At 60.6% G+C, this 25,529-nt stretch carries 26 protein-coding genes; 11 read left to right on the top strand and 15 right to left on the bottom strand.

The window, feature by feature from the left end; all coding sequences use genetic code 11:
- Positions 1 to 34: 34 nt before the first annotated feature.
- The 8 genes from GSF67_RS16290 to pcaD all read right to left on the bottom strand — a co-directional run bounded on the left by GSF67_RS16290 (position 35) and on the right by pcaD (position 6,287).
- Positions 35 to 874 carry a transporter substrate-binding domain-containing protein gene (locus GSF67_RS16290; RefSeq protein ID WP_006316553.1) on the bottom strand — a complete coding sequence of 280 codons (840 nt, stop codon included), beginning with the start codon at positions 872 to 874 and terminating at the stop codon, positions 35 to 37.
- A 43-nt stretch (positions 875 to 917) separates the two neighbouring features.
- Positions 918 to 1,568, bottom strand: coding sequence for an amino acid ABC transporter permease (locus tag GSF67_RS16285; protein ID WP_006316552.1), 651 nt, complete (start codon positions 1,566 to 1,568; stop codon positions 918 to 920).
- A 10-nt stretch (positions 1,569 to 1,578) separates the two neighbouring features.
- Complete coding sequence (locus GSF67_RS16280; protein WP_006316551.1) at positions 1,579 to 2,247, bottom strand: amino acid ABC transporter permease; 669 nt, start codon at positions 2,245 to 2,247, stop codon at positions 1,579 to 1,581.
- Positions 2,248 to 2,617: 370 nt separating this feature from the next.
- The gene (locus GSF67_RS16275) at positions 2,618 to 3,679 is read right to left on the bottom strand and encodes a 3-carboxy-cis,cis-muconate cycloisomerase (RefSeq protein WP_006316550.1); all 1,062 of its coding nucleotides are present in this window, start codon (positions 3,677 to 3,679) and stop codon (positions 2,618 to 2,620) included.
- Between the two features lie 12 nt (positions 3,680 to 3,691).
- Complete coding sequence (gene pcaG, locus GSF67_RS16270) at positions 3,692 to 4,312, bottom strand: protocatechuate 3,4-dioxygenase subunit alpha (RefSeq protein WP_006316549.1); 621 nt, start codon at positions 4,310 to 4,312, stop codon at positions 3,692 to 3,694.
- Positions 4,313 to 4,314: 2 nt separating this feature from the next.
- Positions 4,315 to 5,055 carry a protocatechuate 3,4-dioxygenase subunit beta gene (pcaH, locus tag GSF67_RS16265; protein WP_006316548.1) on the bottom strand — a complete coding sequence of 247 codons (741 nt, stop codon included), beginning with the start codon at positions 5,053 to 5,055 and terminating at the stop codon, positions 4,315 to 4,317.
- Complete coding sequence (pcaC, locus tag GSF67_RS16260; protein WP_006316547.1) at positions 5,052 to 5,486, bottom strand: 4-carboxymuconolactone decarboxylase; 435 nt, start codon at positions 5,484 to 5,486, stop codon at positions 5,052 to 5,054. The genes pcaH and pcaC overlap by 4 nt, the downstream gene beginning before the upstream one ends.
- 3 nt (positions 5,487 to 5,489) lie before the next feature.
- Positions 5,490 to 6,287 carry a 3-oxoadipate enol-lactonase gene (pcaD, locus tag GSF67_RS16255; RefSeq protein ID WP_006316546.1) on the bottom strand — a complete coding sequence of 266 codons (798 nt, stop codon included), beginning with the start codon at positions 6,285 to 6,287 and terminating at the stop codon, positions 5,490 to 5,492.
- Between the two features lie 95 nt (positions 6,288 to 6,382).
- Between pcaD and pcaQ the strand changes: the two genes are divergently transcribed.
- Positions 6,383 to 7,327, top strand: a complete 945-nt coding sequence (gene pcaQ, locus GSF67_RS16250) for a pca operon transcription factor PcaQ (protein ID WP_006316545.1) — start codon at positions 6,383 to 6,385, stop codon at positions 7,325 to 7,327.
- Here pcaQ and pobA read toward each other — a convergent pair.
- Complete coding sequence (gene pobA, locus GSF67_RS16245) at positions 7,321 to 8,493, bottom strand: 4-hydroxybenzoate 3-monooxygenase (protein WP_006316544.1); 1,173 nt, start codon at positions 8,491 to 8,493, stop codon at positions 7,321 to 7,323. The genes pcaQ and pobA overlap by 7 nt on opposite strands.
- Before the next feature lie 118 nt (positions 8,494 to 8,611).
- Here pobA and GSF67_RS16240 point away from each other — a divergent pair, with 118 nt between their 5' ends.
- Positions 8,612 to 9,535: a helix-turn-helix domain-containing protein gene (locus tag GSF67_RS16240; protein ID WP_006316542.1), complete on the top strand. Its 924-nt coding sequence runs from the start codon at positions 8,612 to 8,614 to the stop codon at positions 9,533 to 9,535.
- Here the strand turns inward: GSF67_RS16240 and GSF67_RS16235 are convergent.
- Complete coding sequence (locus GSF67_RS16235) at positions 9,505 to 10,266, bottom strand: IclR family transcriptional regulator (RefSeq protein ID WP_006316541.1); 762 nt, start codon at positions 10,264 to 10,266, stop codon at positions 9,505 to 9,507. The two genes, GSF67_RS16240 and GSF67_RS16235, sit on opposite strands and share 31 nt — an antisense overlap.
- 138 nt (positions 10,267 to 10,404) lie before the next feature.
- Between GSF67_RS16235 and GSF67_RS16230 the strand changes: the two genes are divergently transcribed.
- The 9 genes from GSF67_RS16230 (at position 10,405) to GSF67_RS16190 (ending at position 19,906) form a co-directional block, all read left to right on the top strand.
- Positions 10,405 to 11,112, top strand: coding sequence for a 3-oxoacid CoA-transferase subunit A (locus GSF67_RS16230; protein ID WP_006316540.1), 708 nt, complete (start codon positions 10,405 to 10,407; stop codon positions 11,110 to 11,112).
- Positions 11,109 to 11,804 carry a CoA transferase subunit B gene (locus tag GSF67_RS16225; protein WP_006316539.1) on the top strand — a complete coding sequence of 232 codons (696 nt, stop codon included), beginning with the start codon at positions 11,109 to 11,111 and terminating at the stop codon, positions 11,802 to 11,804. The genes GSF67_RS16230 and GSF67_RS16225 overlap by 4 nt, the downstream gene beginning before the upstream one ends.
- A gap of 10 nt (positions 11,805 to 11,814) precedes the next feature.
- Positions 11,815 to 13,020 (top strand): 3-oxoadipyl-CoA thiolase, encoded by a 1,206-nt coding sequence (gene pcaF, locus GSF67_RS16220; RefSeq protein ID WP_006316538.1) that lies wholly within the window; start codon positions 11,815 to 11,817, stop codon positions 13,018 to 13,020.
- A 511-nt stretch (positions 13,021 to 13,531) separates the two neighbouring features.
- Entirely contained in the window at positions 13,532 to 14,560 is a 1,029-nt protein-coding gene (locus GSF67_RS16215) for a LacI family DNA-binding transcriptional regulator (protein WP_035216866.1), read from the top strand.
- Between the two features lie 427 nt (positions 14,561 to 14,987).
- Positions 14,988 to 15,896: a substrate-binding domain-containing protein gene (locus GSF67_RS16210; protein WP_035216862.1), complete on the top strand. Its 909-nt coding sequence runs from the start codon at positions 14,988 to 14,990 to the stop codon at positions 15,894 to 15,896.
- A gap of 49 nt (positions 15,897 to 15,945) precedes the next feature.
- Positions 15,946 to 16,842, top strand: coding sequence for a sugar phosphate isomerase/epimerase family protein (locus GSF67_RS16205; protein ID WP_006316530.1), 897 nt, complete (start codon positions 15,946 to 15,948; stop codon positions 16,840 to 16,842).
- A gap of 9 nt (positions 16,843 to 16,851) precedes the next feature.
- The gene (locus GSF67_RS16200; RefSeq protein WP_006316528.1) at positions 16,852 to 17,862 is read left to right on the top strand and encodes a Gfo/Idh/MocA family protein; all 1,011 of its coding nucleotides are present in this window, start codon (positions 16,852 to 16,854) and stop codon (positions 17,860 to 17,862) included.
- An 8-nt stretch (positions 17,863 to 17,870) separates the two neighbouring features.
- On the top strand, positions 17,871 to 18,656 hold the full coding sequence (locus GSF67_RS16195; protein WP_006316526.1) for a TIM barrel protein: 786 nt from the start codon (positions 17,871 to 17,873) through the stop codon (positions 18,654 to 18,656).
- A gap of 203 nt (positions 18,657 to 18,859) precedes the next feature.
- Complete coding sequence (locus tag GSF67_RS16190) at positions 18,860 to 19,906, top strand: LacI family DNA-binding transcriptional regulator (RefSeq protein ID WP_176072044.1); 1,047 nt, start codon at positions 18,860 to 18,862, stop codon at positions 19,904 to 19,906.
- 9 nt (positions 19,907 to 19,915) lie between these two features.
- Here GSF67_RS16190 and GSF67_RS16185 read toward each other — a convergent pair whose 3' ends face one another.
- Genes GSF67_RS16185 through GSF67_RS16165 form a run of 5 tightly spaced genes read right to left on the bottom strand, consistent with a single transcriptional unit; the run spans position 19,916 to position 25,520 of the window.
- Positions 19,916 to 20,965, bottom strand: coding sequence for a carbohydrate ABC transporter permease (locus tag GSF67_RS16185; RefSeq protein WP_006316522.1), 1,050 nt, complete (start codon positions 20,963 to 20,965; stop codon positions 19,916 to 19,918).
- A 2-nt stretch (positions 20,966 to 20,967) separates the two neighbouring features.
- A complete protein-coding gene (locus tag GSF67_RS16180) occupies positions 20,968 to 21,963 on the bottom strand; it encodes a carbohydrate ABC transporter permease (RefSeq protein ID WP_006316520.1) in 996 nt (331 codons plus the stop codon).
- Positions 21,964 to 21,976: 13 nt separating this feature from the next.
- The gene (locus GSF67_RS16175) at positions 21,977 to 23,068 is read right to left on the bottom strand and encodes an ABC transporter ATP-binding protein (RefSeq protein ID WP_006316518.1); all 1,092 of its coding nucleotides are present in this window, start codon (positions 23,066 to 23,068) and stop codon (positions 21,977 to 21,979) included.
- Complete coding sequence (locus GSF67_RS16170) at positions 23,068 to 24,420, bottom strand: glycoside hydrolase family 28 protein (RefSeq protein ID WP_035216880.1); 1,353 nt, start codon at positions 24,418 to 24,420, stop codon at positions 23,068 to 23,070. The genes GSF67_RS16175 and GSF67_RS16170 overlap by 1 nt, the downstream gene beginning before the upstream one ends.
- Before the next feature lie 5 nt (positions 24,421 to 24,425).
- Positions 24,426 to 25,520 (bottom strand): glycoside hydrolase family 88 protein, encoded by a 1,095-nt coding sequence (locus GSF67_RS16165; RefSeq protein WP_176072043.1) that lies wholly within the window; start codon positions 25,518 to 25,520, stop codon positions 24,426 to 24,428.
- Between the last annotated feature and the right edge of the window lie 9 nt (positions 25,521 to 25,529).

Below are 25,529 nucleotides of genomic sequence, written 5' to 3'. Positions count from 1 at the left end.
GTTACTCCTCCCAATCTCAGCCTCGTCCAATCCTTCACTTCACGGTGAAAGGAATATCCGGCAGGCTTTCCGGGAAGGCCGGAATATCTCGCTTCATCCACTTGTCGTAGATCTTGGCGAGCTGGCCATCCGACTTGATCTTGTCGAGGAAGGCGTTGATGGTCTCGTTCCAGTCCTTTTCGCCAGGACGTGTGCCGGCGCCGTTATACATCGTCGTCAGATCGAACTTCGACTCGTATTTACCTTCGGCCGCCTTGTTCAGCCGGTCGCCATAAAACATGTTGCCGCCAACCGCTTCGACCTGGCCGGAAATCAGCGCCTGAATATTCGCGGCGTCATCATCGAAGCGCAGAATATTGGCCTTGGAACCCGCGCCGGCGGTGATGGCCGTATCCATGGCGCTCGATTTCGGCACGCCGACGTTGAGGCTGGTCAGATCGTCAAAACCGGCGATCTTCTTGTCTTTCGGGCCGTAGACGGAAAACACGTTGCCGACGTAGGGCTTGGAATATTGGATGCTCTTGGCGCGTTCTGCGGTCATGGCCATGGTGGCGAAAAGCACGTCGACCTTGCCGGTCAAAAGTGCCGGGATGCGGTTGGCCACGGCGAGCGGCACGAATTCCACCTTGACGCCGAGATAGTCGGCAAAGGCCTTGCCGATATCGGCATCCAGACCATCCTGCACGCCGCTGGAATTGACGAAGCCCCATGGCGAATTATCGCCCTGAATGCCGATGACGACCTTGCCCTTGGCCTTGGCCTCTTCCACCGTGGCGGCGGAAGCATCGACCGGCGCGACGAAGGGCAGGGCGACGGTTGCCGCGGCAAGCGCGAGCAGGGCGCGGCGTGAGAATTTCATGTTGGTAGTTTTCATCTTTTGCTCCTCCTTACAAAGCTGATGAGATGATTTTTGACGATTAACGGGACGCGGCCTGCAGCCGCTTTTCAACGCCGGCGCCCCACAGGGAAAGCGGCCAGCAGATCAGGAAATAAATGATGCCGACGATGGCGAAGACGGTGAGCGGACGGAATGTCTGGTTGGAGACGATCTGGCCGGCGCGCGACAGCTCGACGAAGCCGACGATTGCCGCAAGCGAGGTGCCCTTGATGAGTTGCACGAGGAAACCGATGGTCGCCGGCAGCGAAATCTTGAAGGCCTGCGGCAGAACCACGTCTTTCATGCGTGATACGTAATGCAGGCCGAGCGCATTGGCGGCCTCGGTCTGGCCCTTCGGCACTGCCTGGATGCCGCCGCGCCAGATTTCGCCGAGGAAGGCGCTGGCATGCAGGGTAAAGGCGATGGCGACCGCGATCCAGGCATCGACGTTGAGGCCCGCAAGCGCCACGCCGTAATAAACCACGAAAAGCTGCATCAGGAGCGGCGTGCCCTGGAAAACGGCGATGAAAGCCATGCTCGCACGCTGGATTGCCGGGCTGTCCGCGACGCGGGCCAGCGCCACGCAAAGGCCGAAGACACCGCCGCCGATGAAACCGATCAGGGTCAGCGCAAGGGTCCATTTCAGGCCTTGCATCAGGAAGAAGAGTTCGTTGGGACCGATTGATGCCATTGTCTTTTCCTCACTTGACCGGATAGCTGAAGGATGCACGCGAGATGAGCGCAAAAATTCCCATCATCAGTGAGGAAATGACCAGATAAAGCAGCGTGATCGAGAAATAGACCTCGAAGGAACGGAACGTATCCGCCTCGATCTTCTGCGCCACCGATGTCAGTTCGTAAGCCGCGATCGAGGTACAGACCGAGGTGGTCAGCGTCAGCATGATGAACTGGCTGGTGAGCGAGGGATAAACCGCCCGCAGCGCCGGCTTCAGGATGATATGGCGGAAAATCTGCGCGCGGTGCAGGCCGAGCGCCAGTCCCGCCTCCACCTGGCCCTTGGGAATGGAATCGACGCCGCCGCGAATGATTTCAATCGCATAGGCGCCGCCGTTGAGAGCGAGCGCGATGATGGCGGTCACGGTCGGGTTGAGCTTGATGCCGATCTGCGGCAGGGCGAAGAAGATGAAGAATATCTGCACCAGAAACGGCGTGTTGCGGATGGCTTCCACAAAGCCGATGACGAGGCCGCGTAGCAGCTTGAAGCGCGAACGGCGGGCAACAACGCCCAGAACGCCGATGACTGTCGCGAGCGACATGCCGGCAATCGCCAGGCCGATTGTCGCAAGACAGGCCAAAAGCAGCTCGGGCAGGCGCTCTATGACTGCCGAAAAATCGAGACTGTAAGACATTCTTCCTCCCAACCCGTTCGGGTCCGGACAGGCGTTTTGCCTTGTCCGCATTGCTCTGGAACCTCCCGGCGCCAAAGCCCTCCATTTTTATATGCTCCTGCCGCCAAAGGCTTTGAGCCTTCCTCGTCGGCATGGTGTTAATCATAATGTTTGTACCAGTTAGTTCATTTTTATGTCAAGCATTATGTCCGGTTAAAAAACAGCTTCCGCGCTGTTTTTTCATTTGTCGGATTTTCAAGTAAATCATTTATTATCAAAGGCTAAGGCGCGAAACCACAAGCGCTTTCCACGCGCGGTCAACTCGCTTCCGGCATGCTGTCTGGCAGTGCCGGAAACTCCTTGATGCGCTCAAAACGAACCCGCCCTGCGGTTAGTTTTCGTTCGCGCCGAGCCTGTCTATCTGCGCTGCCAGCCGTTCGGCGATCAGCAGCGAGGCACCCGTTGCCGTCACCATTTGCGGAAGCGACAGCCATTCCAGCATCCAGCCCGCGCCGGACCGTTCCTGTTCATGTACGAGCGACTGATGCAGCGCGGATATCTGCACGGCATTAAAGCGGGCAAGCGCCACCAGCGTTTCGGCATTGACCGGATTTTGCTTGTGCGGCATGGCGGAAGAACCGCCGCCGCCGGAGAGACGGATTTCCGTACCGAGTTCGGCCATCAGGGCGATATCCTGCCCGAACTTGCCGAGCGTCCCCGTCACGAGCGAGAGAGTATTGCCGAATTCGGCGATACCGTCGCGCTGGCTCTGCCATTGCTGTTTGTCTGCAAGGCCGAGCCGCATGGCGAGATCGGCCCGCACGGCTCCGGCATTGACGCCGAGCTTTTCCAACGTTCCGGCCGCACCGCCGAATTGCAGGGCAAAACCGCTTTGCGCGAAGGTTTCGAGCCTGAGCAGATGGCGCTCGAGCGGCGCAATCCAGCTCGCCGCGCGGTCGGCCACCGTGATGCCGATGGCGGCCTGCATGCGGGTATAACCGGTGAGCGCGTTATGGCCATCGCGGGAGGCGATGTCGCCGAGCGCATCGATGAGTCGGCCAAGCCGTGCGGCGATGATTTCCGTTGCCATTTTCAGTCGCAGCATCAGGCTGGTATCGATGACATCCTGGCTGGTTGCGCCGAGATGCACCTTTTCCGCCGCCTCGCCAGGGACGGCTGCCCGCATTTGCCGCACGAGTTCAGGCACCACCACGCCGTCTTTCTCGACTTCACGGCGAAGGGCGGTGATATCGGCAGCAAACTCCGAAAGCCCCGAGACGATTGTCTCCGCCACCTCTTCGGAGATGATGCCTGTTCCCACCTGCGCCTCTGCCAGCGCCGTTTCGAAACGGATCATGGCGTCGATATCCGCCCTTGCCGAAAACAGCTCGACGATTTCGCTATCGCCGAAAAGGCCTGACAGGAACGGGTGCTCGAAGGGAGAAAGGCTCATCTTCCGCCTCTCTCAGATATCGAAAAACACGGTTTCGCCTTCGCCCTGAAGGCGGATATCGAAACGATAGACGTTGCCTTCCTCCTTTTTGGCGACAAGCGTGGCGATGCGGCTTTTCTGCTCGACACGGGCAAGAACCGGGTCGGCCGCATTCGCTTCCTGTTCTTCCGGGAAATACATGCGGGTCTGCAGGCCGATATTGATGCCGCGCGCAACGATCCAGAAGGTGATGTGCGGCGCCATCGGCCGGCCATCGCGGAACGGCACCGTGCCGGGCTTGATAGTCTCGAAGACGAATTCGCCGGTATCCATGTCGCCCGGCGAGCGGCCCCAGCCGATGAAATTCGGGTCGGCCTTGCCCCGGGTTTCGCTGGGGCTGTTGTAATAACCGTCGGTATCGGCCTGCCAGATCTCAATCAGCGCATCCTTCAGCGCCATGCCCGCACCGTCATAGACCGTGCCGCGCACGCTGATGCGTTCGCCGCGAGCCTTGTCGTTATAAAGCGGACCGGAACCCAGATCCTTTTCGAACACGCCTTCGATGCCGACGAAATTCGGCGTGCAACCAATATGCACATAGGGGCCTGCCGTCTGCGAAGCGGTTTCCTTGAAATAGTTGAGCGGCTGGACCATGGTCAGTTGCCCTCCATGCGGTTTTCGAAAAGGGTCGAGCGGCGGCCGCGCAGAACGATATCGAACTTATAGGCCAGCATGTCCATCGGCAGCGTCGCGTTCATGTCAAGCGGCGCGATCAGTCTTTTGATCGCATCCTCATCGGGAATCGTCTTGACGATCGGACATTTCCAGATCAGCGGATCGCCCTCGAAATACATCTGGGTGATCAGCCGCTGGGCAAAGCCATGGCCGAAGACCGAGAAATGGATATGGGCCGGGCGCCAGTCATTGACGCCGTTTGGCCAGGGGTAAGCGCCCGGCTGGATGGTCTTGAACCAGTAATAGCCGTTTTCATCCGTAATCGTGCGGCCAACGCCGCCGAAATTTGGATCGATGGCGGCGAGATAACTTTCCTTCTTGTGGCGGTAACGGCCGCCGGCATTGGCCTGCCAGAATTCCACCAGCGCGCCATCCACGCCGCGGCCACGCTCGTCCAGCACCCGGCCATGCACCAGAATCCGCGGGCCGATCGGCATTTCGCCGGGGCGGGCATAGTTGAGGATGAGGTCGTTATCCAGCGGGTTGAGCATGCCATGACCGAAAACGGGGCCGGTGATCTCGCTCTTGGTGCCCTCAAGCGAAATCAGCGCGCGCTGCGGCGAGCGAAGGATCGACGTCTTGTAGCCGGGCGCATAGGCCAGCGGGTGAATGTCGCGGTTGCGCGCGAAGAACGGCCCGGTTTCAGGCGGTTGGTTGCTCATTTCGTCTCCTCCCCATTGCCAGAATTATCAGCGGAACTATCGGCCTTCATGCTGACCAGGGCAAGCTTGGCGATCTTGAAAGCATGGTTGGCGGCGGGCACGCCGGCATAGATCGCCACATGCAGCAGCGCCTCGCGAATATCCGCTTCCGTGGCGCCGGTATTGACGGTGGCGCGCACATGCATGGCCAGTTCCTCATCCTGCCCCAGCGCCGCCAGCAAGGCGATGGTGACGATCGAGCGTTCGCGCTTCGTGAAGTGGTTGCCGGACCAGACCGTGCCCCATGCACCTTCGGTGATGAGCTGCTGGAAAGGCTGGTCGAAATCGGACGTCATGGTCTGCGCGCGGTTGACATGGGCGTCGCCCAGCACCGCGCGGCGGGTTTTCATGCCCTGTTCGAAACGTTCGTTCTTGTCGATATGGTCCGCCATCGGTCAATGCTCCGGCAAGGTCTTCAGAAAAATGGAGGCCGCCTGTGCATAGACCAGCGGCTGTTCAAGGCAGGGAATGTGGCCACAGCCGGCGATGGTGACGAAACGGCTCTTGGGGATGAGACCCGCCAGCGATTGCACCAGTTCCGGCGGGGTGGAGCCGTCCTGATCACCCGCGATACAGAGCGTCGGCACGGCGATACGCCCGGCCTGTTCGGTAAAATCCGCATCACGAATGGCGGCGCAGGTGCCGCTATAACCCGCTTCCGGCTGTTGCGAGAGCATGTTGCGCGCGCCGGCATAGGCGGCATTCTCAGGCTGGCGGAAGCGTGGCGTGAACCAGCGCTCCATGACGGGATCGACCAGTGAGGCGAGGCCATCGGCGGCGATCTTGTCGATCCGGGCGTCCCACATCTCAGTCGTGCCGATCTTGTGAGCTGTATTGCTGAGCACCAAAGCGCGGACGAGATCGGGCCGTCGCGCATAAAGTCCCTGCGCAATCAGTCCGCCGACCGACAGGCCCCAGATGACGGCGTTTTTGATCTCGAGATGATCGAGAAGCGCAATCAGGTCACCGGCGTGATCGTCGATGGAATAGGGAGCACGCCCGACATCGGAAAGTCCGTGGCCGCGCTTGTCGTGCAGGACATAGGCATAGTCATCACCGAGCGCCTCGATAACCGCATCCCAGATGCGGAAATCGGTGCCGAGCGAATTGATGAAGGCGATGACAGGCTTGCCGCTGCCCAATCCCTTGACGCGATAATGGATCACAGTCTCGCCGCAGCGCAGAAAATGCATGGCATGCTCCTCCCTGCGAAGAGTATTGCAAGCCGGTTCCGGTTAAGTAAAATGACATTATCGATGAAAACCATAACCACTGGATTATATGAGCGATGGTCGATCAGCGCATCAAGTTCCGGCATCTGCAGACCTTCGTGGAGGTGGCGCGCCAGAAAAGCGTCATCCGCGCTGCGGAAATCCTGCATGTCAGCCAGCCTGCGGTGACGAAGACCATCCGCGAGCTGGAAGACGTTCTCGGCGTGTCGCTGCTGGAGCGGGAGGGACGCGGCATCCGCATCAGCCGCTACGGCGAGGTATTCCTGCGCCATGCCGGTGCGACGATGACGGCGTTGCGTCAGGCGGTCGATTCGGTCTCGCAGGAGGCGGCGCGCGCCGGTCCGCCGGTGCGGGTTGGGGCTCTGCCGACCGTGTCGGTGCGCATCATGCCGAAGGCGATGGCTGGATTTCTGGCGGAGAAGACCGGTAGTCCGGTGAAGATCGTGACGGGTGAAAACGCGGTGCTTTTGGAGCAGCTGCGCGTTGGCGATCTCGATCTTGTCGTTGGGCGTCTCGCCGCGCCGCAGAAAATGGCGGGTTTTTCCTTCGAGCACCTCTATTCGGAAAAGGTGCGCTTCGTGGTTCGTGCCGGCCATTCGCTTTTATCGCCCGGCCTTTCGATTTTCGATCACCTGCACGAATATCCGGTGCTGATGCCGACACGGCAATCCGTCATCGGCCCCGTCGTCGAGCAGTTTTTGATCGCCAACGGCGTTCCGGCTCTGCCGATCCGCATCGAAACCGTGTCGGATGCCTTCGGCCGCGCCTTCCTGCGTACCAGCGATGCAATCTGGATCATTTCGGAGGGCGTGGTGGCGGCGGATGTGGCCGATGGCATTCTGGCCATCCTGCCGGTCGAGACCGGCGATACCAGCGGCCCTGTGGGGCTGACTGTCCGCGCCGATACGCAGCCCTCGCTGCCGCTGTCGCTGCTGATGCAGGCAATCCGCGAGGCAGCCGGTGATTTGTTGGATGGGAAGGCGGAGGCTGCCCCTCAGTAAGGAAGCCCCACATAATTCTCCGCAAGCGCCGTGGAAGCGGCGCGCGATTGCACGAGATAATCCAGTTCCGCCTCCTGGATGCGCTGGCCGAAATCCTCCGTATCGGGAAAACGATGCATCATCGTTGTCATCCACCACGAGAAACGCACGGCCTTCCAGACGCGGGAAAGCGCCTTCTGCGAATAAGCGTCGATGCCGGCTTCAGACCTGTCGCGATAAAACTCGATCAGCGCTTCGCTCAGATAATGCACGTCGCTGGCGGCGAGGTTAAGGCCCTTGGCGCCCGTCGGCGGCACGATATGGGCAGCGTCTCCGGCCAGAAACAGCCGTCCGAACCGCATCGGCTCGCTGACGAAGGAGCGGAGCGGCGCGATGGATTTTTCAAAGGAAGCGCCAGTTACCATGACATCTGCGTGGCTTTCCGGCAGGCGGCGGCGGATTTCATCCCAAAAGCGCTCGTCGCTCCAGTCCTCGGGCCGGTCATCCAGCGAACATTGGATGTAATACCGGCTACGGGTGTTGGAGCGCATGGAGCAGAGGGCAAAACCGCGCGGGTGATTGGCATAGATGAGTTCGTGGTTGACCGGCGGCACATCGGCCAGAATGCCAAGCCAGCCGAAAGGGTAGACCTTCTCGAATTGCTTGATGGCTCCATCAGGCACGGATTTGCGACTGACCCCGTGAAAACCATCGCAACCGGCGATGAAATCGCAATCGATCCGGTGGTTTACGCCGTCTTTTTGATAGGTGACATAGGGGCTTGCGCCATCAAAATCATGCGGCTCGACATTGGCGGCGTCGTAGATGGTCACTAGGTTTGCCGCCTCGCGCACATCCATCAGATCGTGCGTGACCTCGGTCTGGCCGTAAACCATCACGCGTTTGCCGCCGGTCAGATCGAACAGATCGATACGGTGGTCGCGACCATCGAAGGTCAGCGAAAAACCGTCATGCGGCAGGCCTTCCCGACGCAGACGCTTATCCGCGCCGACCTTTTCCATCAGCTGCACTGTGCCTTCTTCCAGCACTCCGGCACGAACGCGACCGAGGATATAATCCTTGCTGACCCGGTCGAGAATGACGGTCTCGACGCCGGCTCTCGCCAGAAGCTGGCCAAGCAGAAGCCCTGACGGGCCAGAGCCGATGATGACGACCTGTGTACGCATTATGTCCTCCCGAACTTGTCTCCGGTCAAGAACTTGACCAAGACAGGCCACAAGCTCAATGGACTTTCCGGTCCGTAAATTGCACTATCCGACCATTGTGCGGAGGAGTGAAGGTGAGATGCGGGTGACTGCCAATGAAGGGCTTTATGGGGAAGAAGCCGCGCAAGGCACCGATTTTCGCTTCCATTGCGAGACGCTTTTTTCGCGTAGCAGCCTGCACCGCTTTGAAATCGGCCTGCACCGTCATTCCGCCTTTCTGCAAATCTTGTACATTTTCGGTGGCGAGGGCGATGCGTTGCTGGAAGGCCGCATCGAGCCGATCCGCCCGCCGGTCGTCATCATCGTGCCGCCGGGTTTCGAACACGGCTTCCGCTTTTCACGCGATATCGGTGGAGTGATCGTCACGATGCTGCCGGGCGCGCTGCCGGCATCGGTGCAAGCGCTGTTGCTGCGGAATTTTCAGCAGCCGGTGCTTCTGCCGTTGCGGGACTTTGCCGAAAAAGACTGTTTGCGCAGCGGTTTCGAACGGATATCCACGGAATATGAGGCCCGCGAGATCGGTCGCGACGCGATGATCGAAGGCCAGCTCGCCACTGTCGTCACGCTTCTCTCACGGGCGGCGCAGCCGCTTCTGGAAACGAGTGGCGAAGGCCTTGCCGAGCAGCGTTTCGAACGGTTGCTGTCGCTGATCGCCCGCCATATTCGCGAGCCGCAGAAAGCCGGGTTTTATGCAGGGAAGCTCGGCCTTTCCGAGACACATCTCAACCGTCTGGTCCGTTCGGTGTCCGGCCTCAGCCTGCAACGGCTGATCGCCAAGCGTCAGATCGAGATCGCCCAGCAGGAACTGGTCTTTACTGTCTCCAGTGTGCAGATGATTGCGGAAGGGCTGGGTTTTGCCGATCCCGCTTATTTCAACCGCTTCTTCAGGCGGGAGGCCGGCCTGACGCCGCGCGCCTGGCGGCTCGCCGAACAGCGCAAAATGGGCGATACCGGCGCGTCGTTGACACCGCCTCAGACCAGCATTCTCGCCAGTTCCCGCTGAACGGAAAGAAGCGCCGGCAGATAACGCTCCACCAGGTCCTCCATCGAGGCGACCGAGGCGGCAAGCCCGACATTGAGCGCGGCCACCGTCTGGCCACGCACGCTTTTCAGCGGCACGGCGATGGAGCGAAGCCCGATCTCCACTTCCTGATCGATCAGCGCATAGCCGCGATGGCCGCTCACCTCGATTTCGGCGAGCAGGGCGTCCATGTCGGTGGTCGTCTTTTCCGTGCGGGCAACCCGCCGGGAGGCTTCGAGAATGTCGCGCCGCCGCTCAGGCGGTTGTGCGGAAAGAAGAACGCGGCCCATCGAGGTGCAATAGGCGGGCAGGCGTGACCCCGGCATCAGCGCAATCGACATCACTCGCTGCTGGGCGGCGCGGGCGACATAAACGATTTCGGTCTCGTCCAGGATGGAAACCGAGGTGCTTTGGCCGATCTCCTCCGAGAGACGGTCGATGAGCGGCTGGACGATCTTCGGAAGCGGCATGGTGGCCAAACAGCCGGTGCCGAGCCGCAGCACCTTTGGCGTCACGGTGAAGAACTTGCCGTCATAAGCCGCATAACCAAGTTCCGAAAGCGTCAGCAGACAACGCCGCGTCGTGGCGCGGTCCAGCCCGGCGATCTCGGCGGCATCGGAGATGGAAAGCCGCGGCCGCTCGGCGCTGAAGGCCTCGATGACCCGCAAACCCTTGGCGAGACCGCCCATCATGTCTCTTTCGCTGACGGCCATATCCAAGCTCCGTTTGTGCGATATACGAACAAAAATCATATAACGCACAAAACTCTTGCCGTCGAGACTGTTTCGGCTTTACCTCAGGGCCACGCAGCCCTGTCGGTCCATCCGCTCGGCTGGATGGAGGTTTTGAGAATGGACAAGACAATCAAGAGCGCCGAAGAGGCGCTTTCGGGTATCGGCAACGGTGCGACGATCATGATCGGCGGTTTCGGCGGATCCGGCGCGCCGATCGAGTTGATCCACGCATTGATCGACAAGGGGCCGAAGAACCTGACGGTCATCAACAACAATGCCGGCAATGGCCGCATCGGCATCGCCGCGATGATCGACGCGGGCATGGTCAAAAAGATGATCTGCTCTTTCCCGCGCTCTTCCGATCCGCGCGCCTTTACAGACCGGTATCTGGCCGGCGAAATCGAGCTGGAACTGGTGCCGCAGGGCACGCTCGCCGAGCGCATCCGCGCCGGCGGTGCCGGCATTCCGGCCTTCTACACCCCGACGGGCTTCGGCACCGAACTGGCCAATGGCAAGGTGATCGCGGAATTCGACGGCCGCTCCTACGTGCAGGAACGCTGGCTGAAGGCGGATTTCGCCATCGTCAAGGCCGAGCTTGGCGATACCTACGGCAACCTCACCTACAACAAGGCGGGTCGCAATTTTAACCCGCTGATGTGCATGGCCGCAAAGACCACCATCGCGCAGGTCTCCAGGATCGTCGCCGCCGGCGAGATCGACCCGGAGCATGTCGTGACGCCAGGCATTTTTGTGAACGGCGTCGTGGAAATCCCCGATCCGCAACAGGAAGAAGTCCTCATTCGCGCCGGAGTAGCCTACGCATGACCCAGACCATCGACACCCGCGACGATATCAAGCTTTCCAACGCTCAGATTGCCTGGCGCGCGGCGCAGGACATCGAGGACGGCGCTTACGTCAATCTCGGCATCGGCTTTCCGGAAATGGTGGCGCGCTACCAGCCGCCCGGCCGTCAGGCGATCTTCCACACCGAAAACGGTATATTGAATTTCGGCGAGGCCCCGCCGGAAGGCGAGGAGGACTGGAACCTCATCAATGCCGGCAAGAAGGCCGTGACATTGAAGCCGGGTGCCGCCTTCTTCCACCATGCCGACAGCTTCGCCATGGTGCGCGGCGGGCATCTGGATGTGGCGATCCTAGGGGCCTATCAGGTGGCGCAAAATGGCGATCTCGCCAATTGGCGCGTCGGTTCCAAGGGCGTGCCGGCCGTCGGCGGCGCCATGGATCTGGTGCATGGCGCCAAACAGGTTTTCGTCATTACCGAACATGTCACCAAGAACGGCGAACCGAAGCTGGTTGAAAAATGCAGCTTCCCGCTGACCGGCGTCGGCTGCATCACCCGCATCTATACCAGCCATGCGGTGATCGACGTAGTGGACGGTCGTTTCGTGCTGCGCGAAAAATTGCCGGCGATGACGTTTGAGGAATTGCAGGCCATGACCGGCGCGCCGCTCATTGTGGATGGTGCGGTAGCCGATCTCGTTGCCCCGGAACTTTAAGGATAAATCCATGACCGAAGCCTATATCTGCGATTATATCCGCACGCCCATCGGCCGCTTCGGCGGCGCGCTCTCCTCCGTGCGGGCCGACGATCTCGGCGCGGTGCCGCTGAAGGCGCTGATGGAACGCAATACTTCCGTCGATTGGGAAGCCGTCGAGGATGTGATCTTCGGCTGCGCCAACCAGGCGGGTGAGGACAACCGCAATGTGGCGCGCATGTCGCTGCTGCTTGCCGGCCTGCCGGTTTCAGTGACCGGAACGACGATCAACCGGCTGTGCGGCTCGGGCATGGACGCCGTCATCGCAGCCGCCCGCGCCGTCAAATCGGGCGAGGCGGAACTGATGATCGCCGGCGGCGTGGAAAGCATGAGCCGCGCGCCCTTCGTTCTGCCGAAGGCGGAAAGCGCCTTTTCGCGCAATGCCGAAATCTACGATACCACCATCGGCTGGCGTTTCGTCAACCCGCTGATGAAGGCACAATATGGCGTCGATTCCATGCCCGAAACGGGCGACAATGTCGCGGTCGACTATCAGGTCTCGCGGGAGGATCAGGATGCTTTTGCGGTGCGCAGCCAGCAGAAGGCGGCTGATGCTCAGGCCAACGGCCGTCTCGCCAAGGAAATCGTCCCGGTGACGATCCCGCAGCGTAAGGGCGATCCGGTTGTTATCTCCAGTGACGAACATCCGCGGGCGACCAGTCTCGAAGCGCTGGCGAAGCTGAAGCCGGTGAACAAGCGCGATAGCGCGACGGTAACGGCGGGCAATGCATCCGGCGTCAATGATGGCGCGGCCGCGCTCATCATCGCTTCAGCGGAAGCGGCGAGAAAATATGGTCTGACACCGATTGCCCGCATTCTCGGCGGGGCCACCGCCGGCGTGCCGCCGCGCGTCATGGGCATCGGTCCGGCGCCGGCCTCGGCCAAGCTTTTGGCACGGCTCGGGTTGAAGCAGGAACAGCTCGACGTGATCGAGCTGAACGAGGCCTTCGCCAGCCAGGGTCTTGCGACGCTGCGCCAGCTCGGCATTGCCGACGACGATGCGCGGGTGAATGCCAATGGCGGTGCGATCGCGCTTGGCCATCCGCTCGGCATGTCGGGTGCGCGCATTGCCGGGACGGCGGCACTTGAGCTTTCGCTCACCGGCAGGCGGCTTGCGCTCGCCACCATGTGCATCGGTGTCGGGCAGGGTATTGCCGTGGCGCTGGAGCGGGTCTGACGAGATCAGCGCCATTCGGTATCGTAATACGGGGCGAATGCCATCGTGAGGCGGTAGGGATACTGCTGTGAAAAGGTATGAGTGCCACTGTAAAAGGCCATGAATACCGCTGCCGCAGTTTCATTCCGCGCGATTGTGGCTATTTGGGCCACTCAGACGGCGATTTTCTCGTCTTGGCCCATTCCAGTGCAGCCCACCCCAACCCCATTCCTCCTCATTCCTGTGCTCGTCACAGGAGTCCAGCCGGCGCGCGTCTGCGCGGCGAAAAGAGTTCTCTCAGCCCAAGGACTTGGGCTGGCTGGATCTCTGTGACAAGCACAGAGATGAGGGGGAGGAGGCATTGGGGGGACTGGTCATGGTGGACTATTAAAACAGGAGCCGTTCAGGTGGCGGGTCGGCATCCCTGCCATCACGCTCCCTGCCATATCCCTTCGCCCATGTTGGATTCCATCATCATCCATGACATGTTCTGCAAGACATGACAGGAATCTTTCCGCCTGCGGGAGCCAACATGAAGCGTCCGACCATCACAGATGTCGCAAAAGCCGCCGGCGTCAGCGTCGCCACCGTTGACCGGGTGCTGAATGGTCGCCTGCCCGTGCGTGAGGAAACCGCGCGGCGGGTGTTCGAGGCGGCGGAGAAGATCGGCTTTCATGCCGCCAACATCATTCGCCAGCGCATGCTGGCCGATATGCCGTCCTACAGTCTCGGCATCATTCTGCGCAAGGAACGGCATGCCTTTTACCAGAGCTTTGCCGACGAGCTGGAGCTTGCGGCGCGCAACATCCGGGATCGCCACCTCACCTTGCGCATCGAATTCGCCCAGTCCGGTGAGCCGGGCGAACTGGCGGCGCTGCTGACTGGCATGAAGGGCCGCGTGCAGGCGGTTGCCGCTACGGGGCCGGACCATCACGATGTCACGGCTGCCGTCGAAGCGCTGAAGGCCAACGGTATACCGACGTTTTCGCTGCTCTCCGATTTCGCCCAGGGTGTGCGGGAAGCCTATCTCGGTGCCAATAACATGAAGATCGGACGCACGGCGGCGTGGATGATCTCGCAGCTGGCGCGCAGCAGGGGCAAGGTGCTTCTTCTCCTCGGCGGCCACCGTTTCCACGGCCATTCCCTGCGTGAGACAGGATTTCGCAGCTACATGCGCGAATATGCGCCGGAATTCGAGGTGATGGACGCGTTGATCACGCTGGAAACACGCCGGCTGACCTATGAGCTGGTCATGGACACCATCGCCAAGCACCGGGATCTCGTCGGCATCTATTGCGTCGGCGGTGGCATGGAGGGGGTGATCGAGGCCCTGCAGCAGGAAAACCGGCAGGAAAACATCGTCTGTCTGGTCAATGAACTCACGCCTGAATCCCGTCAGGCGCTGCTTGAACGGCGCATCAGCGGCGTCTTCCAGACCCCGCTGCGTGAACTCTGCGCCGACCTTCTGGCCACCATGGTTCACACCATCGAACATGGCATGGCGGAAACGCCGGGCCAGCGTTTTGTGCCCGCGCATCTGTGGGTTCCTGAGAGCCTGTGATGGTTTGATAGATTCCATCATACACCCGGCGCCTGTTTCTATCATTCTTGATGGTTTTGCGTGCTGCTGACGCGTTGACGCCGCGACCGGACTAGGAAATCTTGGCCGCCTGTGGAGCGGGCAGGAGGCCGACCTTCACGAGACTAGATTATTTCAGGGTTGCTTGACGCCGCGGATTTTCCTTTGCGGCGAAGGGGCAGCTTTGCCGGAAAGCCATGACAGCGCGAAATGCGCGGGAGTGCGCAACCGGTTCTTTTCAAGGGTTGTGGAGGAGAACGACATGAAAAGACATTTCGCAATTGCAGCTTTCGCCGCCATGCTGGCAACGGGTGCGTTGGCCCAGACCGGCAGGATGGCCGGCTCCGGCGACATAAACTGAAGCAACCAACGGCGATTTCCGTGGGAGGAAACCTTGAAAAAATTACTGATGGCGACGGCACTCTGCATTTTCGCGACACCGGCTCTTGCCGAGACGCGCATCGCAGTCTCGATGACGTCTTTCGACAACCCATTTCTGACGATCTTGCTCAACGGCATCAAAGCCGAGGCCGGGCGCGATAAAAATATCGAGCTTCTGGTTGAGGATGCCCAGCTTGATCCGTCGAAGCAGCTCAATCAGGTACAGAATTTCATCGCCAATGGTATCGATGCGATCATCGTCAATGCCGTGGATGGCGATGCGACTGCCGCAATCACCAAAGCCGCCTCTGCTGCGAAAATTCCGCTGGTTTATGTGAACCATCCGCCGGCCGAACTGGAGACCGGCCTGCCTGATGGCACGGCCTTTGTCGGTTCCAACGAACTCGATTCCGGCACCATGGAGGCAGAAGCCGCCTGCAAGCTGATGGGCGGCAAGGGCAAGGCCGTCATCCTGATGGGGCCATTGGAAAATCACGCGGCGCTGGTGCGTACCAAGGATGTCGAAACGGTATTTTCCAAACCGGAATGCAAGATCGAAATCCTCGAAAAGCAGACGGCGAACTGGAGCCGCACGCAGGCGCAGGACCTCGTTTCATCCTGGTTGACGGCGGGTATTCAGTTCGATGCCGTCATCGCCAATAATGATGAAATGGCGATAGGTGCAGCGCAGGCGCTCAAAGCAGCGGGCGTGTCCATGAAGGATGTCGTCATTGCCGGCATCGACGCCACACCTGACGGTCTTGCCGCCATGCAGGCCGACGATCTCGATATCACCGTCTACCAGAATGCGACGAAGCAGGGTGAGGTCTCCGTCCAGACGGCGGTGAAGGCCGCTGCCGGGCAAAGCACGGAAAAGACGCTCTGGGTGCCTTTCGAACTCGTCACCCCGGAAAACATGTCCGCCTACGCGAAATAAGCCCCGGGGCCTCGGCCCCGGTCCGTTTATCACTCCACTGGAAATAGCCATGAAACATACGCTCGATCCCCACATGTTCCGGCACCTCTCCCTGGCCGAAACCTGCCGCAAGGTCGCAGACCTCGGTTATGATTACGTCGAACTTTCGCCGCGCCCGGATTTCCTTTCCTGGTGGACACGGCCGAAGGTCTATCCTGAACGGGTCGCTGAATTCAAAAAGGCGTTGAAGGACCATGGTGTCGGCCTTGCCACGCTGCAGCCGATGTATCGCTGGGCAAGCCCCTACCCGGACGAATGGGACGTGGCGATAGATAACTGGAAACGCGCCATCGAGATTGCCATTGAGATGGAATGCCCGATGTTCGTTTCGGAATTCGGCCGTGGCGGCTCGCCGGAGCGCAGCCTCAACGACCGTTCCGGCCTGCATCGCCCGGAAACCTGCGAGGCGCAGTTCTTCCGCGCCATGGATATTCTGGTGCCGATCCTCGAGCGGGAAGGGCTGGTGCTGTCACTGGAGGCCCATCCCGAAGACTGGATCGAGGAGATCGCGCCGGCCATCGACATCATCAAGACCATCAATTCCAAGGCGGTAAAGGCCTCCTTCATCGCACCGCACACGTTCTTTTACGGGCCGGACATGGTGGCGAACCTGCGCGCGACCGAGGGTCATCTGGTGCATGTGCGCCTTGCCGATACCTACGACCATAACAAGTCGTCGCAGCTGCGTTACATCGTCAATCCGCCCGGTTCCAAGGTCCGGGTGCATCAGCACACGGATTTCGGCCAGGGCGAGATCGACTGGGAGACGTTCTTCGCAACGCTTGCCGACATGAAATTCGATGGCGTGCTGTCGAACTGCGTCTTTGCCTGGGAAGACCGTGTCGATGACAGCGCGCGGTTCATGCTCAGCGAAACCCGGCGATACGTCGCCAAATACTGGAAATGAGGTTTTCAGATGACTGTGAAAATTGGTGTCGTCGGCACCGGCGCAATCGGGCGTGATCACGCCCGCCGTATCAACAAGGTTCTGGGCGGCGCGAAGATCGTTGCGCTAAGTGACGTCAACCGCGCCTCGGCCGATGCGGTCAAAAACGACATCGCCCCGGATGCCGCCATCTTCGCCACCGGTGAGGAGCTGATCGCATCGCCTGACGTGGACGCCGTGCTCGTCACCTCATGGGGCGCAACCCATGAGCAATATGTGCTAGCGGCCATCGCAGCCGGGAAGCCGTGCTTCTGCGAAAAGCCGCTGGCGACGACGGCCGAAGGCGCAAGACGCATCGTCGATGCCGAAGTGGCGCATGGCAAACGGCTGGTTCAGGTGGGTTTCATGCGGCGATATGATGCCGGTTACATGGCGCTGAAACAGGCCGTGGACAACAGGATCGGCGCGCCGATCATCGTGCATGCCGCTCATCGCAACCCCACGGTTCCGGAGCAATATGTGACGCCGATGGCGATCCACGACACAATGATCCATGAGATCGACGTGCTGCGTTGGCTGCTCGACGATGACTATGTTTCCGCCCGCGTTCTTTTCCCCCGTTCCGCCGCCCGCAGCCACGCGAGGCTGAAGGACCCGCAGATCGTCATTCTGGAAACCGCCAAGGGCACGATCATCGACGTCGAAATCTTCGTCAATTGCCATTATGGCTACGATATCCAGTGCCAGGTGGTGGGTGAGGACGGCATTGCCAGCCTGCCCGAGCCGATGTCGGTGCAGACGCGCCTTGGCGCCAGGCTGCAGAACGATATTCTGACCGACTGGAAAGACCGCTTTATCGCCAGCTACGATGTCGAATTGCAGGATTTCATTCACGCCGCAGCGAAGGGCACGGCCTCGGGTCCCAATTCCTGGGACGGCTATGTGGCCGCCATCACCTCCGACGCCTGCGTGGCCGCGCAGGAAACACAAGGGGCGGCCGTCGCCATCGATCTGCCAGCCCGTCCTGCTCTTTACCAGTGAGGTCTTTCATGCGTTTTGCCATCAACCACATTACCGCCCCGAAGCTTTCCCTCGAGCAGTTCTTCGCAACCGCCCGCGAACTCGGTCTCACTGAAGTCGAAATCCGCAACGACCTGCCTGATATCGTCGGCACGACGGATGCGGTCGCGGTGAAGGCGGCGGCCGAAAAGGCTGGCGTGACGATCATCTCGATCAACGCGCTTTATCCTTTCAATGTCTGGTCGGGCGACTTGCCTGCGCGGGCTGTCGCCATGGCCGATTATGCGGCGGCAAGCGGCGCGAAGGCGCTGGTCATGTGCCCGCTCAATGACGGCACGGCCGTCTCTTTTGACGATCTCGTTACGGCGCTGAAGACCATGAAGCCGATCCTCGAGGAACGCGGCCTGACCGGCCTTGTCGAGCCGCTCGGCTTCCCGGTTTCCTCGCTGCGCACAAAGGCGGAGGCCGTGAGGGCAATCGATGCGGCCGGCGGCGGTGATGTCTATAAGCTGGTGCATGACACCTTTCACCATCACCTCGCGGGCGAGACCGAGTTCTTCCCCGAACGCACCGGCCTCGTCCACATTTCCGGTGTTACCGACCCCGCCGTCTCGGTCGCCGACATGCTGGACGCCCACCGTGTTCTGGTGGATGGCGACGATCGGCTGGAGAATATCGCTCAGATCAGGACGCTGGAGGCGGCCGGTTACAAGGGGCCCTACAGCTTCGAGCCATTTGCGACTGAGGTGCACGAGCTGAAAGACCCCGCCGTTGCCGTGAGGGACAGCATCGGCCATATCGTCCATGCACTCTGATAGCGCCGCCGCCTGTGGATTGCTGCGGGCGGCGCTTTATTGATCGGTAAAAACCTAAAGAAATCAATTCCGCATTTACGGATGTTGCTGTAGTCTTCCGGTAACGAGTGAGCAGCGAACAGGCACGGGTATTCTTCAGATCGACTGCGTGGGCAGGCTTTCTGCCCGCACTGTGCGAAGAAGAGTGGTTGAATTCTCCCTATATGAAAGCGGATAGGAAAACGACGCTTAAGGACGTGGCGCGGGAGGCGAATGTTTCGCTGAGCACGGCTTCTCATGCCATCAACGGCACCGCCCCCTTGACCACGCAGGTTCGCGAGAGGGTGCTGGAGGCGGCACGCACGCTTGGCTATCTCGAAAACCGCCGGCAGAAGGCAACCATCGCGACCCTGCGCGTCGTGCTTCTGGCTATGACCAATGATGCAGCCCCGCAGAGTGACCTCAACATGGTCAGCTGGACGATGCTGAACGGTTTTCGGCGCGAATGCGAGCGGCGCGGCATTCGCATCGTTCCCTATGTCAGTGCAACGAGCCGGATTGATCCGGTCGCCGTGGCGGCGGCAGCTGATGGCGACAATGTCGATGGGATCGTGGTTCTCAATGATGACAGGCCGCAACTGGTCGAGGCGCTGTCGGCGCTTGGCCGACCGGTGGTGCTCATCAATGGCGAAGACCCGGCCATGATCGTCGATACGGTGACGGCGGAAAACCGGTTTGGCGCGCGGCTCGGCATCGAGCATCTGCTGTCGCTCGGGCATCGCAATATCCTGCATATCACCTGGAAGGGGCGCACGACGATCCGCCGTCGTTATGATGGTTACAGCGACGCCTATCTCGCGGCGGGCCTTGCCGTGCCTTCGGATATGGTTGTCGAGGTGGAAAGCTATGAGCCGCAATGGGGCGAGGCTGCCATTCGCCGGCTGCTGGCCGAAGAACGCCCGCTTCGAAAAGCAACGGCAATCTTCTGTGCCGCTGACAATCTGGCGCTCGGCTGTCTGAAGGCGCTGACGGAGGCTGGAATCCGAGTTCCCGATGATGTGTCAGTGCTGGGTTTCGACGATATCATGCCGGCAGCCTTCAGCGCGCCGCCGCTCAGCACCATCCAGCTGCCGGCCGACCGGCTGGGCGGTGCGGCGCTTGCGCTGCTGGAGCAGCGGCTGTTGGCAGCCGATCCGACACGTCCGGCGCATCGGCTGGAACTTGGTTGTCGGCTGGTGTTGAGGGGCAGCATCGCGCCGCCCCCCAGGTGATGTCAGGGATTACTTCATGCCAGTGCCGGCAATGCCTGTCGTGATGTAACGCTGCAGGAACAGGAACACGACGGTGACGGGTGCCAGGCTGAGGAAGGTCATGGCGAGAATATAGTGCCATTGCACCGAGAACTCGCCCTGGAAAGCGTTCAGCCCCACCTGCAGCGTGAAGTTTTCGCGGCTGCTGAGAACGATCAGCGGCCAGAGGAAATCGTTCCAGCGCCACAAAACCGAGAAGATCGCGAGGACCGCAAGTGCCGGTGCCGTCAGCGGCAGGATGATGCGCCAGAAGATGCGGAATTCGCTGGCAGCATCCACTCGCGCGGCCTCGATCAGCTCGTCGGGGATGGTCAGCATATATTGCCTGAGCAGGAACACGCCCGTCGGCGTCGCGACGGTGGGGATGATGACGCCCCAGAGATTATCGACGAGGCCGACACCGACGATGACGAGATAGGCCGGCACCATGACGACGGTGAGCGGGATCATCAGGGTGGAGATGATCAGCACGAAGATCGCCTTTTCGCCGCGGAAACGGTACTTCGAGAGCGCAAAGGCCGCCATGGCATTGACGATCAGCGTCAGGACCGTTGCGACGAAGGTGACGAAGACAGAGTTCTTGAGGAAGGTCAGGAAGCTGAACTGCGTCAGGGGATCGGTGAAGTTCTCCGTTGCGATGGTTAGTTTCTGAACCGGCTTTATTTCGCGGGTATCGACGCTGACGGGCGGACCGGGATTGGCCGGATCGACCATCTGGGCTTTCAGGCCGACGCGGCGGACCATGGCCATTTCCCGCTCCACGTCATTGATGGTGGCTTTCCACAGGCTGAGCGGCTTGTCGTAACCCTGAACCTCCACCTGCACGGCGGCGCGCGGCAGAAGGCTCGGCGGAAACCTGGTGATTTCGGCTTCCGGTTTCAGCGATGACATGGCGGCCCACACGACCGGAATGAGGACGGCGAGCGTGCCGCCGATGAGCCAGACCCAGGAGAGGATATCGGTAAGGCCGATCCTGCCGGGGCGGCGGGTGCGTGTGAGGAACGCGACGGCGTTGGACATGGTCAGGACTCCATCTTTTTGCCGAGGCGCAACTGCACGAGAGTGAGTGCGAGAAGCACAAGGCCCATGAGAACCGATGCGGCGGATGCAAGGCCAAACAGCCTCAGATCGCTGCCGAAGGCCATCTGGTAGATATATTGCACGACGAATGTATTGGCCGTGCCCGGTCCGCCGCCATTGGTCAGCACCCACGCTTCATCAAAGATTTGCACGGAGCGGATCATCAGGAGAATGAGCACGACAAGCAGGTTGGGGCCGAGAAGCGGCAGGGTGATGCGCAACAGCGTGCGCCGGGGCGACGCGGCATCGATGGCGGCAGCTTCATAGAGGTCCTTGGGGATGGCCTGAAGGCCGGCGAGCAGGATGAGCGTATAAAAGCCCATATGGAACCAGACCGAAACGACGACCACGAAAAAGCGCGACCAGCCGACATCCAGCAGGAAGATTTCCGGCGGCACGCCCAGCATCTGGAAGAAGGCGTTAAGCAGGCCGTTGCGGTCCAGAAACCATTTCCAGATGAGGCCGATGACGACGGGCGATAGCAGCACGGGGTAAAAGAACATGGCGCGGAAGAAACCGCGCGCGGCGATCGCCCTGTTGAGAATGAGTGCGGTGATGAGTGCCACCAGCAGCGTGGCGACGACATTGAAGGCGACGAACCACAGCGTGTTCCAGATTGCTGTCCAGAACAGCGATTCCCGGCAGCTTCCGGGGTCCATGTAGCTCTGGCAATCCAGCAGTTTTCCGAAATTCTCCAAGCCGACAAAGGGGCGGTCGGAGATCAGAAGTTCGGTGCCGCCGGTAAAGGCGTAACCGACGGCAATCGCAATCGGCAGGAAGGTGAAGATGCCGAACAGAACAAGGTTCGGCATCAGGAAAATATAGGGCATGCGCCTTTTGCCGATCAGCCGCTCGATGAAGTTGAGCGGCACTTCGGCAATCGCCATCACGGCATCGAGCGCACGGTCGGACAGTCTCGCAAGCGTCGGATTGGCCATGCTAACCTCTCCCTTAGCTCGCGGCGCGCGGCAGCGCCAGTTCGGTGGCGGGATCGAAGACATGCACTTTTTCCCGTGCCGGCATGATCTTCAGAACGGAGCCGGAGGCGGGCGCGAAATGGCCCGCCTGATGCACGATGATCTGCTCTTTCTCACCCTGGAGATTGCCGTAAAGATAGGTCTCGGTGCCGAGGCTTTCGTGATATTGCACCTCGAAGGGCAGACCGGCATCCGTGATGGCGAAATGCGAGGGGCGGATGCCCGCCAGAACCGCCTGTCCGGGACTGACGGTCGCGGGGTCGACGAGGCAGGGCAGAGACACGCCGTAGCCGGCGTCGATGGCGATGTTGCCGTCCTCGCCCTTGGTGATGGTGCCCTTCAGCATGTTCATGCGCGGTGAACCGAGGAAACCGGCAACGAAGAGGTTGCGCGGATTGTCGAAAAGCTCGAGCGGGCTGCCCACCTGCTCGATGCGCCCGGCGCGCAGCACCACGATCTTGTCGGCCATGGTCATGGCTTCCACCTGATCGTGGGTGACATAGATCATCGTTGTCTTGATATCGCGGTGCAGCCGCGTGATTTCGGCGCGGGTCTGCACGCGCAGTGCCGCATCAAGGTTCGAGAGCGGCTCATCGAACAGGAAAATGTCAGGCTCGCGCACGATGGCACGGCCGATGGCGACACGCTGGCGCTGGCCGCCGGAAAGCTGTTTCGGCTTGCGGTCGAGATAGGGCTCGATGGCGAGCATACGCGCCGCCTCATTGATGCGGCTTTCGATTTCGGCCCGCTTGAAGCGCAGGTTTTCCAGACCGAAGGCAAGGTTCTTGCGCACGCTCATATGCGGATAAAGCGCGTAGGACTGGAATACCATGGCGATCTTGCGCTCAGCCGGCGACAGCGCGCTGACATCGCGCCCGCCAATGCCGATGGTGCCGGAGGAAACGTCCTCAAGCCCGGCGATGATGCGCAGCAGCGTCGATTTTCCGCAGCCTGAGGGGCCGACGAAAACGACGAACTCACCGTTTTCGATCTGAAGATCGATATCATGCAGCACATGAACGGCGCCGAACGCCTTGTTGAGGTTTTCGAGTTTCAGACTTCCCATCACATGCTCCCTTCATCAGAGCCCGTCGTCGCGACGATCTCTTTGGTATTCCAGCCCTCGGGCAAGGGCATCGCTCTTTTGATGGCGACATTATCAGCCGAAAATCCGTGAACGCCGGAAAGATAGATCGCCGGCATGCCGCCGGGATAATCCTCCATGCCGACAATCCGGCCCTGCGCATCCTGTGTCCAGGCATTGGCGCGGCCGGCCGCATCGGCACTTGGCGCTATGTCGGCATTGGTGGGGCGCAGGTCATATTGCAGGCCGGTGCCGAGCATGCCTGGCTGCTGCGCAAGCGTGATGCGCTCCAGCCTGACATTATGAATGCCCGCCTTTGAGGTGGAGACGAGGTTGATCGCCCCTTCCATGGAGCCGCCTAGATCTTCCACCACGAGGTTTTCCACCCGGCCGGCCTGCCGTTCGGGACGGCGGTCGACGACGGTGACGGTGACCGCTTCACCCGAGCCCCAGAATCCGCCCGGTGTCTCGTGGCACTCGGTCTCGATCCGCGAAAAGCGGATGTTGCGCATCGCGCCGCCATCGCGAGAGAAAAGACCCATGCCGCGATTGGACTGCACGACCTTGCAATCCTCGAACACCACATTGGTGAAATCGCCGAAGGACTCCGTGCCGAGTTTCAGCGCGCAGCTCATGCTGGAGACGGTGCAGCCGCGCACAGTGATGTCGGCGCAGACCCCCACCGCCTTGCCATCCGGCCCGGCGCTGGTTTTGAGGCATATGCCGTCATCGGCAGTTGAGATAAAGCAGTCCTCTATCAGCGCGCGCCGGCAGGCGTCCAGCACGATGCCGTCCGTATTGGGCAGGCGGCGGTCGTTTTCGATGCGCAGGTTGCGGAAATGGAGGTCCTCGCAATTTACCATGTGCAGCGTCCACATGGGTGAGCCGCTGACGTTCAGGTTTTCGAGGCGCACGTTGCGGCAAGCTTCCAGCACCATCACGCGCGGGCGTTTTTTCGCCGGGACATAGGTTCCCATGGCCGCGTCATCGCCGATGATGAAGTTTTCACCGCCGGCCTCGATACGGCCGGGCCCGGTAACGGCAATATTGCTTGCGCCGTTCGCGATGATCATGCCGCGATCGGAGTCTTCGGCAATCACCGAAACCCGGGTCAGCGCGTAAGCGTCGTAATCCGAAACGGGAGCAAGCACGGCATCTTCGGCAAGGTGCAGTTCCACGCCGCTTTTGAGATGGAGACCGGCGCTGACATGACGCCCGGCCGAGAGAGACACGCGCCCGCCGCCTGCTGATGATACGGTGTCGATAGCCTGTTGGATGGCCGCCGTGGCATCAACGCCACCTGCTGCAACTGTGATGTCCTGACTGGTGTTCATGATATTCACGATGCCTTTGGCCTTTTCAGAAAAACGTCGATCAGAAGCAGCATCGTCAGCGCCTGCCCATAGGGCGTGGGCAGATTGGGGATGCGGCGGTAGAAATCGAGGTCGTGTCCCATCGGCGTGCCGTCGGAGACACCGTGAACGACACCTTCGTCATCGATATTGCCGAGCACCGCCTTCAGTGCGCGCTCCGCATGCGGCCGGTTTTCTTCGCCTAGAATGCCGGCTTCGATGCCGCGCAGAATGCCATAGGCGATGCCGGCGGTTGCCGATGTCTCGACCGGCGAAGTCGGGTCATCGAGCAGCGTATGGAACATGCCGTCTTCACGCTGATATTTTCTCAGCGACCGCACCTGGCTTGAAAGCACATTGGCGAGGAAAAGTTTGTCCTTTCCGGCAAGTGTCGGCACCAGCTCGAAGAGCTCGGGAATGGCGACGGTGATCCAGGAATTGCCACGCGCCCAGAAGGCGTCCGCGAAATTGTGCCGGCCGTTGAAGGTCCAGCCGTGATACCAGAGCCCGGTGACGGGGTCGGAGAGATACCGCGCATGGATCATGAACTGGTAGACGGCTTCATCGATCCAGTCCTGGCGTTTACAGACCACACCAGCGCGGGCGAGGAACAGACAGGCCATGAACAGCGTGTCGTCCCATAATTCGCCCTCGTTCAGCCGCTCCTTGACGACATGCTGGAAACCGCCATCTTCGGTTTTGGGCAATTCATGCACCAGCCAGTCGGCCCAGTCTTCCACCAGTGCGCGGAAATCCGGCCGGTCGACATGTTCCGTCAAGATGACGAGCGGCAGCATCGGCGCGGAACTGTTGATCTGGCGCGGCGACAGGCCACGGTCGATCTGCCAGCCGTACCATGTCACGAGGTCGTCCAATGCCTTCTGGTCATTGGCGGCGAACGCCCGGCGCAGGAAGCCGTAAAGGCCCACGCCCACTTCCCAGTCCCATTCGTCGAACTGGATCTTGCCATCGGAACCGCCACTGACCAGACCTTCCTGAATGCCCTTGAGGCGACTGAAGGCGGCGGCGACATTGTCGATGGTCGTCCGGAGAGTGTCTTTTTCCATGCTTGGCTGGTTCATCTGGTCATT

Origin of the sequence: Agrobacterium sp. CGMCC 11546 (genome assembly GCF_013365515.1) — a bacterium.
GTDB lineage: Bacteria > Pseudomonadota > Alphaproteobacteria > Rhizobiales > Rhizobiaceae > Agrobacterium > Agrobacterium fabrum.
The sequence above is the reverse complement of the archived record's forward strand: the minus strand, read 5'-3'. Positions and strand labels throughout refer to the sequence as shown.